17 protein-coding genes are annotated in these 15,379 nt (G+C 65.7%); 13 read left to right on the top strand and 4 right to left on the bottom strand.

Features of this window, described 5'->3' with window-relative positions:
* Positions 1 to 42 precede the first annotated feature (42 nt).
* From CIT37_RS38060 to CIT37_RS38050, 3 genes are all read left to right on the top strand, one after another.
* Positions 43 to 981 carry a dihydrodipicolinate synthase family protein gene (locus CIT37_RS38060; protein ID WP_028140780.1) on the top strand — a complete coding sequence of 313 codons (939 nt, stop codon included), beginning with the start codon at positions 43 to 45 and terminating at the stop codon, positions 979 to 981.
* Positions 982 to 1,365: 384 nt separating this feature from the next.
* A complete protein-coding gene (locus tag CIT37_RS38055) occupies positions 1,366 to 2,766 on the top strand; it encodes a selenium-binding protein SBP56-related protein (protein ID WP_038950652.1) in 1,401 nt (466 codons plus the stop codon).
* An 83-nt stretch (positions 2,767 to 2,849) separates the two neighbouring features.
* Entirely contained in the window at positions 2,850 to 3,443 is a 594-nt protein-coding gene (locus CIT37_RS38050) for a hypothetical protein (protein ID WP_028140778.1), read from the top strand.
* Between the two features lie 3 nt (positions 3,444 to 3,446).
* On the opposite strand, the gene CIT37_RS38045 is transcribed toward CIT37_RS38050, so the two are convergent.
* The 3 genes from CIT37_RS38045 to CIT37_RS38035 are packed head-to-tail and all read right to left on the bottom strand — an operon-like array spanning position 3,447 to position 6,025.
* Positions 3,447 to 4,145 (bottom strand): DUF1045 domain-containing protein, encoded by a 699-nt coding sequence (locus CIT37_RS38045; RefSeq protein WP_095426793.1) that lies wholly within the window; start codon positions 4,143 to 4,145, stop codon positions 3,447 to 3,449.
* Between the two features lie 18 nt (positions 4,146 to 4,163).
* On the bottom strand, positions 4,164 to 5,357 hold the full coding sequence (locus CIT37_RS38040; protein WP_095426794.1) for an alpha-D-ribose 1-methylphosphonate 5-triphosphate diphosphatase: 1,194 nt from the start codon (positions 5,355 to 5,357) through the stop codon (positions 4,164 to 4,166).
* Positions 5,354 to 6,025 carry a transferase hexapeptide repeat family protein gene (locus tag CIT37_RS38035; RefSeq protein WP_028140775.1) on the bottom strand — a complete coding sequence of 224 codons (672 nt, stop codon included), beginning with the start codon at positions 6,023 to 6,025 and terminating at the stop codon, positions 5,354 to 5,356. Before CIT37_RS38035 ends, CIT37_RS38040 begins: the two co-directional genes overlap by 4 nt.
* A gap of 173 nt (positions 6,026 to 6,198) precedes the next feature.
* Here CIT37_RS38035 and phnC point away from each other — a divergent pair, with 173 nt between their 5' ends.
* The 4 genes from phnC to phnE (CIT37_RS38015) all read left to right on the top strand — a co-directional run bounded on the left by phnC (position 6,199) and on the right by phnE (CIT37_RS38015) (position 9,811).
* The gene (gene phnC, locus CIT37_RS38030) at positions 6,199 to 7,008 is read left to right on the top strand and encodes a phosphonate ABC transporter ATP-binding protein (protein ID WP_095426795.1); all 810 of its coding nucleotides are present in this window, start codon (positions 6,199 to 6,201) and stop codon (positions 7,006 to 7,008) included.
* 66 nt (positions 7,009 to 7,074) lie between these two features.
* Entirely contained in the window at positions 7,075 to 8,010 is a 936-nt protein-coding gene (gene phnD, locus CIT37_RS38025) for a phosphonate ABC transporter substrate-binding protein (protein ID WP_028140773.1), read from the top strand.
* Positions 8,011 to 8,081: 71 nt separating this feature from the next.
* Positions 8,082 to 8,966: a phosphonate ABC transporter, permease protein PhnE gene (gene phnE / locus CIT37_RS38020; protein WP_028140772.1), complete on the top strand. Its 885-nt coding sequence runs from the start codon at positions 8,082 to 8,084 to the stop codon at positions 8,964 to 8,966.
* Positions 8,963 to 9,811, top strand: a complete 849-nt coding sequence (phnE, locus tag CIT37_RS38015) for a phosphonate ABC transporter, permease protein PhnE (protein ID WP_095426796.1) — start codon at positions 8,963 to 8,965, stop codon at positions 9,809 to 9,811. Before phnE (CIT37_RS38020) ends, phnE (CIT37_RS38015) begins: the two co-directional genes overlap by 4 nt.
* Positions 9,812 to 9,932: 121 nt before the next feature.
* Here phnE (CIT37_RS38015) and phnF read toward each other — a convergent pair whose 3' ends face one another.
* Positions 9,933 to 10,661, bottom strand: coding sequence for a phosphonate metabolism transcriptional regulator PhnF (gene phnF, locus CIT37_RS38010; protein WP_018321223.1), 729 nt, complete (start codon positions 10,659 to 10,661; stop codon positions 9,933 to 9,935).
* 117 nt (positions 10,662 to 10,778) lie between these two features.
* On the opposite strand from phnF, the gene phnG reads away from it, so the two are divergent.
* Genes phnG through phnL form a run of 6 tightly spaced genes read left to right on the top strand, consistent with a single transcriptional unit; the run spans position 10,779 to position 15,368 of the window.
* Complete coding sequence (phnG, locus tag CIT37_RS38005) at positions 10,779 to 11,243, top strand: phosphonate C-P lyase system protein PhnG (RefSeq protein ID WP_038972221.1); 465 nt, start codon at positions 10,779 to 10,781, stop codon at positions 11,241 to 11,243.
* A gap of 4 nt (positions 11,244 to 11,247) precedes the next feature.
* Positions 11,248 to 11,856 carry a phosphonate C-P lyase system protein PhnH gene (phnH, locus tag CIT37_RS38000; RefSeq protein ID WP_038950662.1) on the top strand — a complete coding sequence of 203 codons (609 nt, stop codon included), beginning with the start codon at positions 11,248 to 11,250 and terminating at the stop codon, positions 11,854 to 11,856.
* 4 nt (positions 11,857 to 11,860) lie between these two features.
* Positions 11,861 to 12,964, top strand: a complete 1,104-nt coding sequence (locus CIT37_RS37995; protein ID WP_095426799.1) for a carbon-phosphorus lyase complex subunit — start codon at positions 11,861 to 11,863, stop codon at positions 12,962 to 12,964.
* Entirely contained in the window at positions 12,961 to 13,857 is an 897-nt protein-coding gene (locus CIT37_RS37990) for an alpha-D-ribose 1-methylphosphonate 5-phosphate C-P-lyase PhnJ (RefSeq protein ID WP_028140766.1), read from the top strand. Before CIT37_RS37995 ends, CIT37_RS37990 begins: the two co-directional genes overlap by 4 nt.
* Complete coding sequence (gene phnK, locus CIT37_RS37985) at positions 13,850 to 14,647, top strand: phosphonate C-P lyase system protein PhnK (protein WP_095426800.1); 798 nt, start codon at positions 13,850 to 13,852, stop codon at positions 14,645 to 14,647. Before CIT37_RS37990 ends, phnK begins: the two co-directional genes overlap by 8 nt.
* A gap of 22 nt (positions 14,648 to 14,669) precedes the next feature.
* On the top strand, positions 14,670 to 15,368 hold the full coding sequence (gene phnL, locus CIT37_RS37980; protein ID WP_161966283.1) for a phosphonate C-P lyase system protein PhnL: 699 nt from the start codon (positions 14,670 to 14,672) through the stop codon (positions 15,366 to 15,368).
* Positions 15,369 to 15,379: the final 11 nt, after the last annotated feature.

The raw sequence follows: 15,379 nt of genomic DNA, 5'->3' as shown, positions 1-15,379 counted from the left end.
ATGCGGCGCCAGACGTAAGACAGATCAGGGATGGAGAGTTCGATGCCGGTCACCCCACACAAGGCCCAGCGCCCCTATCGCGGCGTGTTCCCGGTCGCGCCCACCATCTTCGATGAGCGCGGCGAGCTCGACCTCGAGGGCCAGCGCCGCTGCATCGATTTCATGATCGATGCCGGCTCGAACGGCCTCTGCATCCTCGCCAATTTCTCCGAGCAGTTCGTGCTCACTGATGCCGAGCGGGAAACCGTGATGCATGCGGTGCTGGAGCATGTCGCGGGCCGGGTTCCCGTGATCGTCACCACCACGCATTTCAGCTCGGCCGTCTGCGCCGCGCGCAGCCAGCAGGCCGAAGCCGCCGGCGCCGCGATGGTGATGGTGATGCCGCCCTATCATGGCGCGACCTTCCGCGTCCCTGAGAAGGGCATCGTCGAATTCTTCAAGGTGCTCTCCGGCGCCATCACCATTCCGATCATGATCCAGGATGCGCCGGTCGCGGGCACGCCGCTGTCGGTCGAGCTGCTGGCGCGGCTGGCGCGCGACTTCGCCAACATCCGCTATTTCAAGATCGAGGTGCCGGGCGCGGCCTCAAAGCTCCGCAGCCTGATCGAGGCGGGCGGCAAGGACATCGAGGGCCCCTGGGACGGCGAGGAGGCGATCACGCTGCTCGCCGATCTCGACGCCGGCGCCACCGGCGCGATGACCGGCGGCGGCTATCCCGACGGCATCCGCCAGATCGTCGATCCCTATTTCGCCGGGAAGCGCGAGGAAGCGAAGGCCGCCTACGAGCGCTGGCTGCCGCTGATCAACTACGAGAACCGCCAATGCGGCCTGATCGCCTGCAAGGCGATGATGCAGGCCGGCGGCGTGATCAAGTCGGACGCGGTGCGCCACCCCTTGCAGCCGCTGCATCCGGCCACGCGCGCGGGCCTGCTGGAACTCGCCAAGGAGCGCGACGCGCTGGCGCTGCGGTGGGGGAAGTAGCGGTACCAAACACTCAGTGTCGTCCCGGACAAGCGCGCCTCAAGCGCGCGTAGATCCGGGACCCATAGCCACAGAGAGAAGTGTGGCGAAGACTCGGAGTTGGCAGCTCGCTTGATAACCACTCCCTGGGATTATGGGTCCCCGCGTTCGCGGGGACGACATCGAGTGTGAGGCCCGCCCTCCAGCCTCACTCGCGAGCTTCCCCAGTTGGCTGAAGGCGTCGAATTAGCGCGGTTCGGCCGTTTCCCGCAGCCCGGCGATGAAGTAGGGTACGTTCGCCAACCAGGCCCCGCGGAGCATCTCGAGACATCGTGTAACACCTCTTCATAATGCCGTTATCCCGAGCCAGGTTGGCGCGAACCGACAGAACAGGGAGGCAGTGCCATGACGATGAGGCCGGATCCCACATTTCACGCATCGCCCAGGCTTGCGATGGAAGCACCTGCGGAGAACTTCGCCTACACGTTGCTGCTCAGTCCGGATTTCTCGAAGCCGGATGCTCTCGCGGTCATCGACGTCAAGCCGGGATCGCCGACCTACAGCCAGATCGTCCACACCGTGACGATGCCCAACAAGGGTGATGAGTTTCACCACTTCGGCTGGAATGCCTGCTCCTCCGCTCTGTCGCCGCTCGCCGGACATGCCTTCATCGAGCGGCGCTATCTCATCATCCCCGGAATCCGTTCGTCGCGGATCTACATCATCGATACCAAGCCAGATCCGACCAAAGCCAAGATCCACAAGATCATCGAGCCCGAGGAAATCTTCAAGAAGACCGGCTATTCGCGGCCGCACACCATCCATTGCGGGCCGGACGGCATTTACGTGAGCACGCTGGGTGGTGGCGGTAAGGACGGCACCAACGGGCCACCAGGCGTCTTCATCATGGATTGCGAGACGTTCGAGGTCCTCGGACGATGGGAGATCGACCGCGGTCCGCAGGCGCTGCATTATGACTTCTGGTGGAATCTGCCGCGCGATTACATGGTGACGAGCGAATGGGCCTTGCCGCCGCAGTTCGAGAACGGGATCGTCCCGGAGGATCTGCTGGCGAATAAATATGGCCATCGTCTCCACTTCTGGGATCTTCGCGCCCGGCGCAACGTGCAGACCATCGACCTTGGCGCCAATCATCAGATGGCGCTCGAGGTGCGGCCTGCGCACGATCCGGTTCGCGAATACGGCTTCGTGGGCGTCGTGGTCGACACCACCAATCTCGAAGCATCGATCTGGACCTGGTGGCGCGAAGGCGGGAAATTCCACGCCGAGAAGACGGCAACGATCCCGCCCGAACCCGCGCCAAAGGAGAATCTCCCGCCGCTGCTGCAGGGATTTGGCGCCGTGCCGCCGCTCGTGACCGACATCGACCTGTCGATGGATGACCGGTTTCTCTATGTGTCGTGCTGGGGCACCGGTGAAATGCGCCAGTACGACGTCACCGATCCCAGAAAGCCGAAGCTTGCGGGCTCCGTCCACATCGGCGGCATCGCACGCCGTACAGCGCATCCGAATGGCAAGTCCTTTGCGGCCGGCCCGCAAATGGTCGAGATCAGCCGCGACGGCAGGCGCGTGTACTGGACCAATTCGCTCTATTCCACCTGGGACGACCAGTTCTATCCCGATGGGGTTCCGGGCGTGGAGGTGATGGCCAATGTCGGTCGCAACGGCGGCCTCGAGCTCGACAAGGACTATTTCGTGAGCTTCCCGGACGGCTATCGTGCGCACCAGATCAGGCTGGAGGGCGGCGATTGTTCGACGGACTCCTTTTGCTACCCGTCGGTCTAGATGGTGGGCACGCGAGCCCGGCGCTTGGCTGGCTGTGGCTCGCCCTTGTCGCGAGCGGCCTCTATCACGGAGTCAATCCGGGGATGGGATGGCCGCTCGCCGTTTCGGCCGGGCTCATGGACAAGAGCCCGCGCGCGCTCTTTCGTGCGTTGTGGGCCCTGTCGGCCGGGCATCTCCTGGCAACATTTCTCGTGCTGCTGCCATTCGCGTTCCTGCTCGTGCTGGCCGAGTGGCAGCGTTCGATCCAGATTGGCGCGAGCCTTCTCGTCATCGGCTTCGGCGTTTATCGGCTGATCGCGCGGCGTCATCCCCGCGCGCTGGCACGAATTCCGCCGACGCAATTGGCGCTCTGGTCATTTGCCGTCGCCATCGCTCACGGCGCCGCCTTGATGCTCGTGCCGATCTATCTCGGGCTCTGCCAGGCCTTCGAATTCGATGCCGGCCATGAAGCGGCGGGCGCGCTGATGAAGACAAGTCTGGGGATGGCGGTGCTGGTGTCCCTGGTGCATGTTGCCGCCATGGTCGGCGCCGGCGGATGTCTGGCGTGGCTGGTCTACCGCCATCTTGGATTGAGGTTCGTCTCGCGAAGCTGGTTCAATCTGGATGCAGTCTGGGCGGCCAGCCTCGTTCTGGTTGGCGCGGTGGCGCTCGCCTTGAATCTTGCGAGCTGGCGCTGAGGTCTATCGCGCCAGAGGCCACTCGTCGACGATGTGGAATCTTGCCGCCGCATCATCCTGCCGAAATAGCGCGATGCGGTCGATCGCCAGCGTATCGAGACCGAGCGTCGCAAACCGCGGCCTCAGCATCTCCAGGATCGGTCCGCGGCGCTCGGCATCCAGCCGCCCCGTCAGCGTCATGTGGAAGCGGAATTCTTCCATCACGTAAGGGTAGCCCCAACGGTCGAGATAGTCGCGCTGCCGCTCGCTGAGTTTCTCGGGTTTGCGCCGCGCCCGATCGCCCGCCGACAGCGCGGCGCGAAACGAGTCGAATTCGCGGACGCAATCGGCGGCGAGCTGCTGGAGCGCCTCGACCGGCTCGGCCGGAATGACGGCGATGAAGCCGCTGATGGCATCGACCACGGGCCGGATCACGGCAAGCGGCCGCGATTTGCCGGCGAATGCGGCGCAGGCGGCCATCAGTTCCGCTTCGGTCCTGTCTGATACGAGCGCCATCGGCGCCTTCAGCGTGGCGTGAAAGCCGTATTTGCGTGGATCGGCGCTGACGTCGCGCCAGTCCGGCGCGACATGCAGCGCATCATGCGGGAACGGCAATTCGTTGCCGGTGTAGGCATCGTAGCCGAGCAACTCGGCGCCGAAGCGGGACAGCGCGCTGTCACTGCCGGAGGCAAAATAGATCGCGTAGCGGGGAAAACCTGTCATCGCCTCAGCATAACCAATTTAGGCCGCGACGACAGCCTCGCGGGGCGTCGCCTCAGCAGTGAGCAGCCGCGTCGCATCGGTGAGATGGACGAGCTTGCCACCTGATATCACCGCGATCAGCCGCGGCCGCAGCTTCACGCTGTCGTCGATCAGCAGAATGTCGGCGCGGCGGCCTTCGGCGAGCACGCCGCGATCGGCAAGGCCGGTGGCGCGCGCCGGGCCGGCGGAGACCAGATTCCAGGCTTCCGTCAGCGGCAGCACGCCATCGGCGGCGAGGCGGAACGCGGCAAGCAGCTGCGCGGGATAATAATAGTCGGACGCCAGCACCGAGCAGAGCCCCTTGGCGATCATGTCGGAGGCCTTCGTCCAGCCTGTGTGGCTGCCGCCGCGCACGACGTTGGGCGCGCCGTAGACGATGGCATCGCCGTGGCTTGCTGCCGCCCGCGCCGTCTCCTCGTTGATCGGAAACTCCGCGATGTCAGCGCCGAGCTCGCGAAACTCCTGGCGCATCGCCGGCGTCGCATCGTCGTGCGAGAGCATCCGCACCTCGGCTGCGCGCGCCGCGGCGGCCAGCCGCGCAACCGAAGCCGGCACTTCGTCGGCGCGCGAGACCACGCGTTCGACCAGCCGGTCGAATTCCTCAGCTGACAGCCCGGTGCGCTCCACCATGCGGTTGCGCTTGCGCGGCTTGGCCATGTCGGCGACCGTGCCGTCCATGTGGTCGTTGAAAGCGAACAGGTCGACCCGGCCTTCGTCGAGCCATTCGCTGATCTCGGCCTCGGCGCCGAGATTGTAGGTCTCGTGCCGCAGATGGAAGCGGGTGTCCGCGGCGAACTGCGGACGCTGCCGCTCGATGGCCTCCATCAGGCCGCGCGCGTTATCGGCGCTGCGCAGGCCCGGCTCCCACGAGCAGGTGGTGGCGTGAAAGACGGTGGTGATGCCGTTGCTGATCGCCTGGCGATCGCTGTCGGCGAGCGCGACGTCGATCGGGAAGTCGACACCGGCGCGCGGCATCATCTGCCGCTCGAAGGCGTCGCCGTGCAGGTCGACGATGCCGGGCAGCACCAGCAGGTTGCGCGAATCGATTATCAGCCGCGCCCGGCCCCGTGAGGCATCGACCTGCGCGATGTCCTGTCCCGACACCGCCAATGACGTTTCGACGAGTTCGGCGCCGATCAGGGCCCGGCCGCCTTCAAGGAAAATGTCTGTCACGCGACCGCGTTTCGTTTGCTGGTAAGGGATCTGGTCAGGGGAGCCGCCCCTGCTTCGTATGTCGCAAGAAAATCTTCAATCCCGAGCTTGCGGAAATCGGGCAGCGCTTCACGCAACTTGTCGTGATCCCAGTCCCACCAGGCGAGCCGCGCGAGCCTTCCGGCGATCTCCTCGGAGAAACGCCGCCGCACGATGCGGGCCGGATTGCCGGCGACGATGGCGTAGGCCGGCACGTCCTTGGTGACGATGGCGCCGGCCGCGATCACCGCGCCGGTGCCGATGTTGCGGCCCGGCAGCACGATCGCGCCGTGGCCGATCCAGACGTCGTGGCCGATATGGACGTGATGCTGGCGCCGCCAGTCGAAGAATTCGGCGTCGTCGCTCTCGCCTTCGAAGTAGGCGCTCGAGCGATAGGTGAAATGCGCCTGGGTCGCGCGGTGCATCGGATGATTGCCGGGATTGATGCGCGTCATGGCCGCGATCGAGCAGAACTTTCCGATGGTGGTGTAGGTGATCTGGGAATCGTTCACGACATAGGAGTAATCGCCCATCGCCACTTCATGCAGGATGGTGCGCGCGCCGACCTCGGTATAGGCGCCGAGCCTGGTCTCATGCAGTTTGGCCGAGGGATCGATGGTCGGCTGGACCGAAAGAGTTTTGGCGGCCATGTTGCATCCGGAGCGCGAGGGCGGGCGTTCCTCTTCGAGCGGCTTGATGACGATGTCATGACGCGGCGATGACAGGGGATGAGGTGTGTAGCATCGCCGCAGTGCAACGCCCGTGTCACACAAGTGTCAAGCGCGGGCGTTAGCGGTTGGCTCCAGCTAATCTGGAGTCCTGCATGCTGGTGGTGGAAGGTCTGACGTGTCGCTTCGGCGCGAAAGCCGCGGTGGACGACGCTTCGTTTCAAGTCTCCTCCGGCGGCTTCGTCGGTGTGATCGGACGGTCCGGCGCCGGCAAGTCGACGCTGCTGCGAACCATCAATCGTCTCGCGACGCCGACGCAGGGCCGCATCCTGTTCGACGGCATCAACGTCACCGCGCTGCGCGGCAAGGAGCTGCGGCAGTGGCGGGCGCGCTCAGCCATGATCTTCCAGCAATTCAACCTGGTCGGCCGGCTCGACGTCCTCACCAACGTCCTGATGGGACGGCTTGCGACGATGCCGGCCTGGCGCTCGCTGTCGCAAGTGTGGCCCGAGCAGGACAAGGCGCTGGCGATGTCCGCGCTCGAACAGTTCGACATCGCGTCGCTCGCGGCCCAGCGCGCCGACCAGCTTTCCGGCGGCCAGCAGCAGCGCGTCGCGATCGCGCGTGCGCTGGTGCAGCAGCCCGACATCATCCTCGCCGACGAGCCGATCGCATCGCTCGATCCGCGCAACACCAAGATCGTGATGGATGCGCTGCTGCGCATCAACAAGCATTTCGGCATCACCGTGATCTGCAATCTGCATTCGCTCGATCTGGCGCGCAGCTATTGCGACCGCCTGATCGGCATGGCGCAGGGCCGGGTGGTGTTCGACGGCGCGCCGGCCGCACTGACCGACCACGTCGCGCGCGAGCTTTACGATCTCGAAGCCGCCGACGTCATGGGCACCATGCCTGACCCGGCGCCCGCGGGCGTCCCGGCACTTGGAACGGCGGCCGCCGCCTGAGCCGCGTCGCGCCTGTTTGAGTTGCAAGCTTTTGCGTCAACCGACCCAACCGATGAAGAGGGTATCATGATCACTCGTAGACTCGTTCTGGCCGGCGCCGCGGCGCTCGCCTTCGCCTCGTCGGCTTCCGCCGAAGACTGGAAAGCCAAATATCCCGAGCTGACCTTCGCGGTCGTCCCGGCCGAGAACGCCTCCGGCGTCACCGAGCGCTGGGCGCCTTTCGTGAGCTATCTCTCCAAGGAACTCGGCGTGAAGGTCACGCTGCGCATCGCCAACGACTACGCCGCCGTCATCGAGGGCCAGCGCGCCGGCAACATCCATATCGCCAGCTATGGCTCGGCCTCGTTCGCCCGCGCCCGCCTGACCGGCGTCAAGTCCGACGCCTTCGCCAACGACATCAACGCCGACGGCTCGACCGGCTATTATTCGGTGTTCTTCGTCAAGGCGAGCAGCGCCTACAAGAGCGTCGACCAGCTCAAGGGCAAGAACCTCGGCCTCGTCGATCCGAACTCGACCTCCGGCAACAATGTGCCGCGCTTCGAGCTGGACAAGATGGGCATCCCCGATGCCGACGGCTATTTCGGCAAGGTCGTCTTCACCGGCAGTCACGAGAACGCGATGCTGGCGCTGTCGCAGGGCACCGTCGACGTTGCCGCCAACCAGTGGACCAGCGACGACGATTCCACGCTGGCGCAGATGCTGACCAAGGGCATGCTGAAGAATGCCGACGGCTCGGCGATGAAGAAGGACGATTTCCGTATCATCCATAAGTCGGCGCCGATCATCAACGGCCCCTATGCCTACAATTCCGACCTGCCGGAAGACGCCAAGGCCGCTATCGCCAAGGCGTTCTTCGACGCGCCGGCCAAGGACAAGGCCGCGTTCGACCGCCTCTCCGACGGCCAGAAGAAGGGCTTTCATCCCGCCACCACCAAGGATTGGGACGGCACGATCGAGCTGATCAAGTTCGTCGATGCGCTGCGTAAGAAGAAGGCGTCCTGATCTCAGGGCGATGTAACTGGAGCCGGGTCCTTGGACCCGGCTCTTTCTTTGACGGAACTTGGCTCAGGCCGATGACAACAGCGGTTTCGATCCTCCCCGAGCAGCAGCTTGCCGTGCTCAACGCCGCTTATCGCCAGGCGGTCGGGCGCAGGCGGCTCCGCCTGCTGTTGGGGATCGCGGTCTTCGCCGCCGCGCTGCTTCTCGCCGCGGTCGGTGCGGAAGTGAATCTGCGCACGCTGTTCACCTATTTCGGCAATTTCATCAGCTATTTCGACCGCATCCTCACGCTCGACAACGGCCAGCGCGTCTGGACCGATGTCGGCGAGTGGCTCTGGGGCTGGCGCAAATGGCTGAAGATGCTCGGCGAGACGCTGCTGATCTCCTATGTCGGCACGCTGATCGGCGCGACCTTGGCATTTTGTCTGAACTTCTTCGCGGCTGAAAACACCTCGCCCGCACCCTGGCTGCGCTTCGTCGTCCGGCGCCTGCTCGAATTCGCCCGCACCGTTCCGGGCATCGTCTTCGCGCTGATCTTCGTCATCGCCTTCGGGCTCGGACCGATGGCGGGCGTGCTCGCGATCGCGATCCACTCCACCGGCGCGCTCGGAAAGCTGTTCTCGGAAATCGTCGAGAACGCCGATATGAAGCCGGTCGAAGGCATCCGCTCGACCGGCGCGAGCTGGCTGTCCTGCATGCGGTTCGCCGTCGTGCCGCAGGTGACCGCGGGCTATGCGAGCTACGCGCTGCTGCGCTTCGAGATCAACGTCCGCGAAGCCTCGGTGATGGGCTTCGTCGGCGCCGGCGGCATCGGCCAGGAACTCGTCGTCGCCATCCGCAAATTCTACTATTCGGACGTCAGCGCGATCCTGCTCACCATCATCGTCACCGTGTTCATCATCGACATCAGCACCGGTTGGCTGCGCGGCCGCCTGTTCGGCAAGGAGGCGCGGACGTGACGAGGCGGCAAGCGGTCGACACGCGAGAGCTTCGCGCGCGCTATCCCGATGTGTTCGACCGGCCGGCCTCGGCGCGGCTTGCCACGCCGGCGATGATCGTCGCGGCGTTCGCGATCCTCATTTACGGCCTAGTCGATCTCGATTTCTCGCCGTCGCGATTCTTCGCAGGTCTCAGCCAGCTCGGCTGGATCAGCCTGATGATGATCCCGCCTGACCCCGGATCGTCGCTCCCGATCTATCTGAAGGCGCTCGGCGAGACGCTGTCGATCGCGCTGCTCGGCACGACGCTGGCCGCGATATTCGCGCTTCCGGTCAGCCTGCTCGCGGCGCGCAACGTGGTGCCGTCGAAGCTCCTGCGTTTTCCTGTCCGCCGCGTGCTGGATTCGATCCGCGGCGTCGACACGCTGATCTGGGCGCTGGTGTGGATCAACGTCGTCGGGCTTGGCCCGTTCGCCGGCGTGCTTGCCATTGCGGTGTCGGATTTCGGCGCCTTCGGAAAGCTGTTCTCGGAGGCGATCGAGGCCGCCGACCAGAAGCAGGTCGAGGGCATCCGCGCCTCCGGCGGCAGCCCGCTGCACGAGATCCGCTTCGGCCTGTTGCCGCAGGTCCTGCCCGTGATCGCCGGGCAGGTGCTCTATTTCATCGAATCCAACACCCGCTCGGCCACCATCATCGGCATCGTCGGCGCCGGCGGCATCGGCCTCCAGCTCGCCGAGCAGATCCGCGTGCTGGAATGGCAGAAGGTGTCGTTCCTGATCCTGATGATCCTGGTAGCGGTCGCCGCGATCGATTTCATCTCGGGCAAGCTGCGCTTTGCGATTATTGGCAGGCGGGCTGTCGCCTGATCAAAGGTGCCGTAGGGTGGGTTAGCCGAAGGCGTAACCCACCACTGTTTATCTCCGCGGAGACAGAAGAGGTGGGTTACGCCTTCGGACTGCGCTTCGCGCAGCCCAAGGCTAACCCACCCTACGACTCCACCAGAAACTCCACCCGCTCCGCCGCAAAGCGCGAATGCTTGGTCATCAGCGGCTTGCCGTCGAGATCGTGGTCGGTCGCATCGACCACCAGGATCGGCCGTCCCAGCGCCAGATCGAGCCGGGCCGCGTCGGTTGCGTCGACGATGCCGGCGGTGATCCGGGTCGCGCCGCGGCGATAGTCGCGGACGCCGTAATGTTCCAGCAGCTTCGTCATCGAGCGCGTCGCTGCGAACACGGCGCCGGCACCCGGAAATAGTTCCGCCGACAGCCAGGTGGTGGAGACGCAGATCGGCGTGCGGTCGGCGAGGCGAATCGCCTCGATCCGCACCAGCGGCGCGCCGGCCTTCAAGCCGAGCTCGCGCGCCAGCTCACGGGTCGCGACATCGTCGGTCGCCTCGATCAGCTGCCCGCGCGGCTCGCGGCCGCCGGCGCCGACGATCTCGGAGAAGCGGGTGCGTGAGCGCAGGGGATAAGCGAGCTTCTGTGCCTCGACATAGGTTCCGCTGCCGCGCTCGGCGCGCACGAGGCCGCGCTCGGCAAGGGCTGCCAGCGCGCGCCGCACGGTGTGGCGGTTCACCCGATAGGTTTCGGCGATTTCCATCTCGCCCGGCAATTTGTCGCCGGCCGCGAAGCGGCCATCGGCGATGCCGCGCTCGATGCCGTCGGCAACGAGGCGCCATAGCGCGACGCCCGAGGAGGCGGTGTCCTGCATGCTCATGTTGCGGCAACCTACTCCAGAAATCACAGCTTTGTCACGAAACAGTCATGGCGCTCCCGTATGAAGTTGTCTATTATCATAGACAACTTCGATGCGGCAAGTTCTGTCAGAGGTTCGGTGGATCAGGTGACCCAGCACAACAACCAGCAAGCCCAGCGTCAGGCCGCCATGGCCGTGCTGGCGCACGCGGAGGCGGGCGAGATCGCCGCCCGCCTCCGCAACTTGGCTGTCCCGGCCCATCAGGATTTGCGTGCGCCCGAAAACGGCCTCGTCATGCTGCGTGGCCGGGTCGGCGGCGACGGCGCGCCCTTCAATCTCGGCGAAGCCACGGTGTCGCGCGCCGCGGTCCGGCTGGCGAGCGGCGAGGTCGGGTTCGGCTACACGCTCGGGCGCGACGGCGAGAAAGCGCGGCTGATCGCGCTGTGCGACGCGCTGGTTCAGTCCCGGGATTTCGGCGGAGCGGTGGAGCGGGACGTAATCGCGCCGTTGCGTGAGCAGCTTATGATTCGCCGGAAGCAGGCGGCGGCCGAGACCGCCGCGACGAAGGTTGATTTCTACACCATGGTGCGCGGTGAGGGGTGAGATCATGACCACGATTGCGGAATTGCCGCCCGGTTTCGCCGACAAGGTGCTGTCGGCGCAATCGACCTTTCGCTCGGTGATGGACGCGATGGCGCGGCCGGGCTCGGTCCAGCGCATCGTGCCGATGGCTGGCAAGCCGGAAACGATGATGCGCGGCACCGCCGCGATCGCGCTGACGCTGTTCGACCACGACACGCCGCTCTGGCTCGAGGCGCGGATGGCGGAGAGCCCGGACGTGGTGAAATGGCTGAAGTTCCACACCGGCGCGCCGGTGGTGCAGGATTCCTCCATCGCGAGCTTTGCGCTGATCAGTGACGGCGGTGCGCTGCCGCCGCTCGAACGCTTCGCGCTCGGCACCAGCGAATATCCGGATCGGTCCACCACATTGATCCTCCAGGTCGACAGCCTCGACGCAGGACGCAGCTTCGAGCTGCGCGGTCCCGGCATCGACGGCGCCGCGATGCTCCAGGCGTCGGTCAAGCCGTTCGATCTGTTCGAGCGCCTGCGCGTCAACGAAGCACTGTTTCCGCGCGGCATCGATGTGGTGCTGGTCGCCGATGACGCCGTGGCCGCGATCCCCCGCACCACGCGCATCGTGAGCAAGGGAAGCTAGAAGCATGTATGTCGCAGTCAAAGGCGGCGAACGCGCCATCGAGAACGCCCATCGCTTGCTCGCAGATAAGCGGCGCGGCGACCGAGGCGTTCCGGAGCTCACGCTCGACCAGATCTCGGAGCAGCTTGGGCTGGCCGTCGACCGTGTCATGAGCGAAGGCTCGCTCTATGATCGCGAGCTCGCGGCGCTCGCGATCAAGCAGGCGCGCGGCGACCTGATCGAGGCGATCTTCCTGGTTCGCGCCTTCCGCGCCACGATGCCGCGTTTCGGCGCCAGCGAGCCGGTCGACACCGGCGCGATGCGGGTGCAGCGGCGGGTGTCCTCGACCTTCAAGGACATTCCGGGCGGCCAGATCCTCGGGCCGACCTTCGACTACACCCACCGCCTGCTCGATCCCGCGCTCGCGCAAGGCTTTGTGCCGGAAGCGCCGGCAACGGCTGATGCGACGACGGCGCCAACGCCGCGCGTGACGGACATTCTCGGCCGCGACGGGCTGATCGAATCCTCGCCGCAGGCCGAAGACGGTGCCAGCGTCGGCGATCTCACCCGCGAGCCGCTGAATTTTCCGGCGGACCGCGATCTGCGCCTGCAAAACCTCGCGCGCGGCGACGAAGGTTTCCTGCTGGCGATGGGCTATTCCACCCAGCGCGGCTATGGCCGCAACCATCCTTTCGCCGGCGAGATCCGCTTCGGCGAGGTCGAGGTGGAATTCCTGGCGGAGGACGTCGGCTTCGCCGTGCCGCTCGGCGCGATCGAGCTCACGGAGTGCCAGATGGTCAACCAGTTCAAGGGCTCCGCGACGGAAGCGCCGTGCTTCACCCGCGGCTATGGCCTCGCCTTCGGCCAGAGCGAGCGCAAGACCATGTCGATGGCGCTGGTCGATCGCGCGCTGCGCGCCCGCGAGCTGGGCGAGGAGGCACTCGCCCCGGCGCAAGATGAAGAATTCGTGATGTCGCATTCGGACAACGTCCAGGCCACCGGCTTCGTCGAGCATCTGAAGCTGCCGCATTATGTCGACTTCCAGTCCGAGCTAGGCCTGCTCCGCAAGCTGCGCAAGGAATTCACTGACGCCCAGGCGGCGGACGCCATGAAGGAGGCCGCGGAATGAACGCGCCCGCCTACAATTTCGCCTATCTCGACGAGCAGACCAAGCGGATGATCCGCCGCGCGATCCTGAAGGCGATCGCCATTCCCGGCTATCAGGTGCCGTTCGCCAGCCGCGAGATGCCGATGCCCTATGGCTGGGGCACCGGCGGCGTGCAGGTCACCGCTGCGATCCTCGGTCCCGCCGACGTGCTGAAGGTGATCGACCAGGGCTCCGACGACACCACCAACGCGATCTCGATCCGAAAATTCTTCGCCAAGACCGCCGGCGTCGCCACGACCACGGCGACGGATGAGGCGACCGTGATCCAGACCCGCCACCGCATCCCCGAGGCGACGCTGCACGCAGACCAGGTGCTGGTCTATCAGGTGCCGATCCCGGAGCCGTTGCGCTTCCTCGAGCCGCGCGAGACCGAGACGCGGCGCATGCATGCGCTGGCCGAATACGGCCTGATGCATGTGAAGCTCTATGAGGACATCGCCCGCTTCGGTCACATCGCCACCGCCTACGCCTATCCGGTCAAGGTCAATGCGCGCTATGTGATGGATCCGTCGCCGACGCCGAAATTCGACAATCCCAAGATGGACAATTGCCCGGCGTTGCAATTGTTCGGCGCCGGCCGCGAGAAGCGCATCTATGCGATCCCGCCTTATACGCAGGTGGTGTCGCTCGATTTCGAGGATCACCCGTTCGAACCCTACCGCTTCAACGCGCCCTGCGCGCTGTGCGGCGCGGAGAATTCCTATCTCGACGAGATCGTCACCGACGACAAGGGCGGACGGATGTTCGTGTGCTCGGACACCGATTATTGCGAGGGCCGTCAGGCCGCCGGCCATCACGGCAGCCTCAGTGCCGCGCCGTACAAGGAGAAGGCGCAAGGAGGCACCAATGGTTGATCAGGCCGCGCTCGAAAACGACCAGCCGCTGCTGGTCGCGACCTCCCTCAGCAAATCCTTCGGCCGCATCGCCGCCTGCCGCGACGTCTCCTTCTCGCTCTATCCCGGCGAGGTGCTGGCGATCGTCGGCGAATCAGGTTCGGGCAAGTCGACGCTGCTGCAACTGCTGTCGGGCCAGCTTGCGGCCAGCGGCGGCCATGTGTCCTATCGGATGCGCGACGGTGTCGCCCGCGATCTCGCCTCGCTCGGCGAAGCCGAGCGGCGCTTCCTGTACCGCACCGACTGGGGTTTTGTGCATCAGGATCCCGCCCAGGGCTTGCGCATGGCGGTCTCGGCCGGCGCCAATGTCGGCGAGCGGCTGATGGCGGTGGGGTGGAATCACTATGGCCGCATCCGCGCGACTGCCTCCGACTGGCTCACCCGCGTCGAGATCGACACCGCGCGCATCGACGATGCGCCGCGCACCTATTCCGGCGGCATGCGCCAGCGCCTCCAGATCGCGCGCAACCTCGTCACCGAGCCGCGGCTGGTGTTCATGGACGAGCCGACCGGCGGCCTCGACGTGTCCGTGCAGGCGCGCCTGCTCGACCTCCTGCGCAGCCTCGTCGCCGAGCTGCATCTCGCCGTCATCATCGTCACCCACGACCTCGCGGTCGCCCGGCTCTTGTCGCACCGCGTGATGGTGATGAAGGGCGGTCGGGTCATCGAAACCGGTCTCACCGATCAGGTGCTCGACGATCCGCGCGAGCCCTATACGCAACTCCTCGTCTCCTCGATTCTGCCGCCATGAGATTTCTCAGATGAGCCGCCCAATGACTGCCATGATCGACGTTGCCGACGCCAACAAGACCTTCACCATGCACCTGCAGGGCGGCATCGAATTGCCGGTCGTCAGCGGCGTGACCTTCCAGGTCAATCCGGGCGAGTGCGTCGTGCTCTCCGGGCCATCCGGCGCCGGCAAGTCCTCGATCCTGAAAATGATCTTCGGCAACTACCGCTGCGATAGCGGCCGCATCGGCGTCCGCCATCGAGGCGCGGTGATTGATCTGGCCAGCGCCGAGCCGCGGCAGATCCTCAACGTCCGCCGCTCCACCATCGGCTATGTCAGCCAGTTCCTGCGCGCGGTACCGCGCGTGGCCACCATCGACGTCGTCGCCGAGCCGCTGATCGTCAACGGCATGGCCCGCACTGAGGCGCAGGCCCGCGCCGGCGAGCTGCTGCACCGCCTCAACATCCCCGAGCGCCTCTGGCAGCTTCCGCCCGCGACCTTCTCCGGCGGCGAGCAGCAGCGCGTCAACATCGCGCGCGGCTTCATCTCGGACCTGCCGATCCTGCTGCTGGACGAGCCGACCGCCTCGCTCGATGCCGCCAACCGCGCCGTCGTGGTCGAGCTGGTCGCCGAGAAGAAACGCCAGGGCGTCGCCATGGTCGCCATTGTCCATGACGACGAAATCCGTCATCTGATTGCCGACCGCATCGTCGACGTCACCAGCTTCGCCGCCGCGGCCTGAGGGACATGGAA

Source organism: Bradyrhizobium ottawaense (genome assembly GCF_002278135.3).
Lineage (GTDB): Bacteria > Pseudomonadota > Alphaproteobacteria > Rhizobiales > Xanthobacteraceae > Bradyrhizobium > Bradyrhizobium ottawaense.
This window is presented reverse-complemented; position numbering and strand designations above follow the sequence as displayed.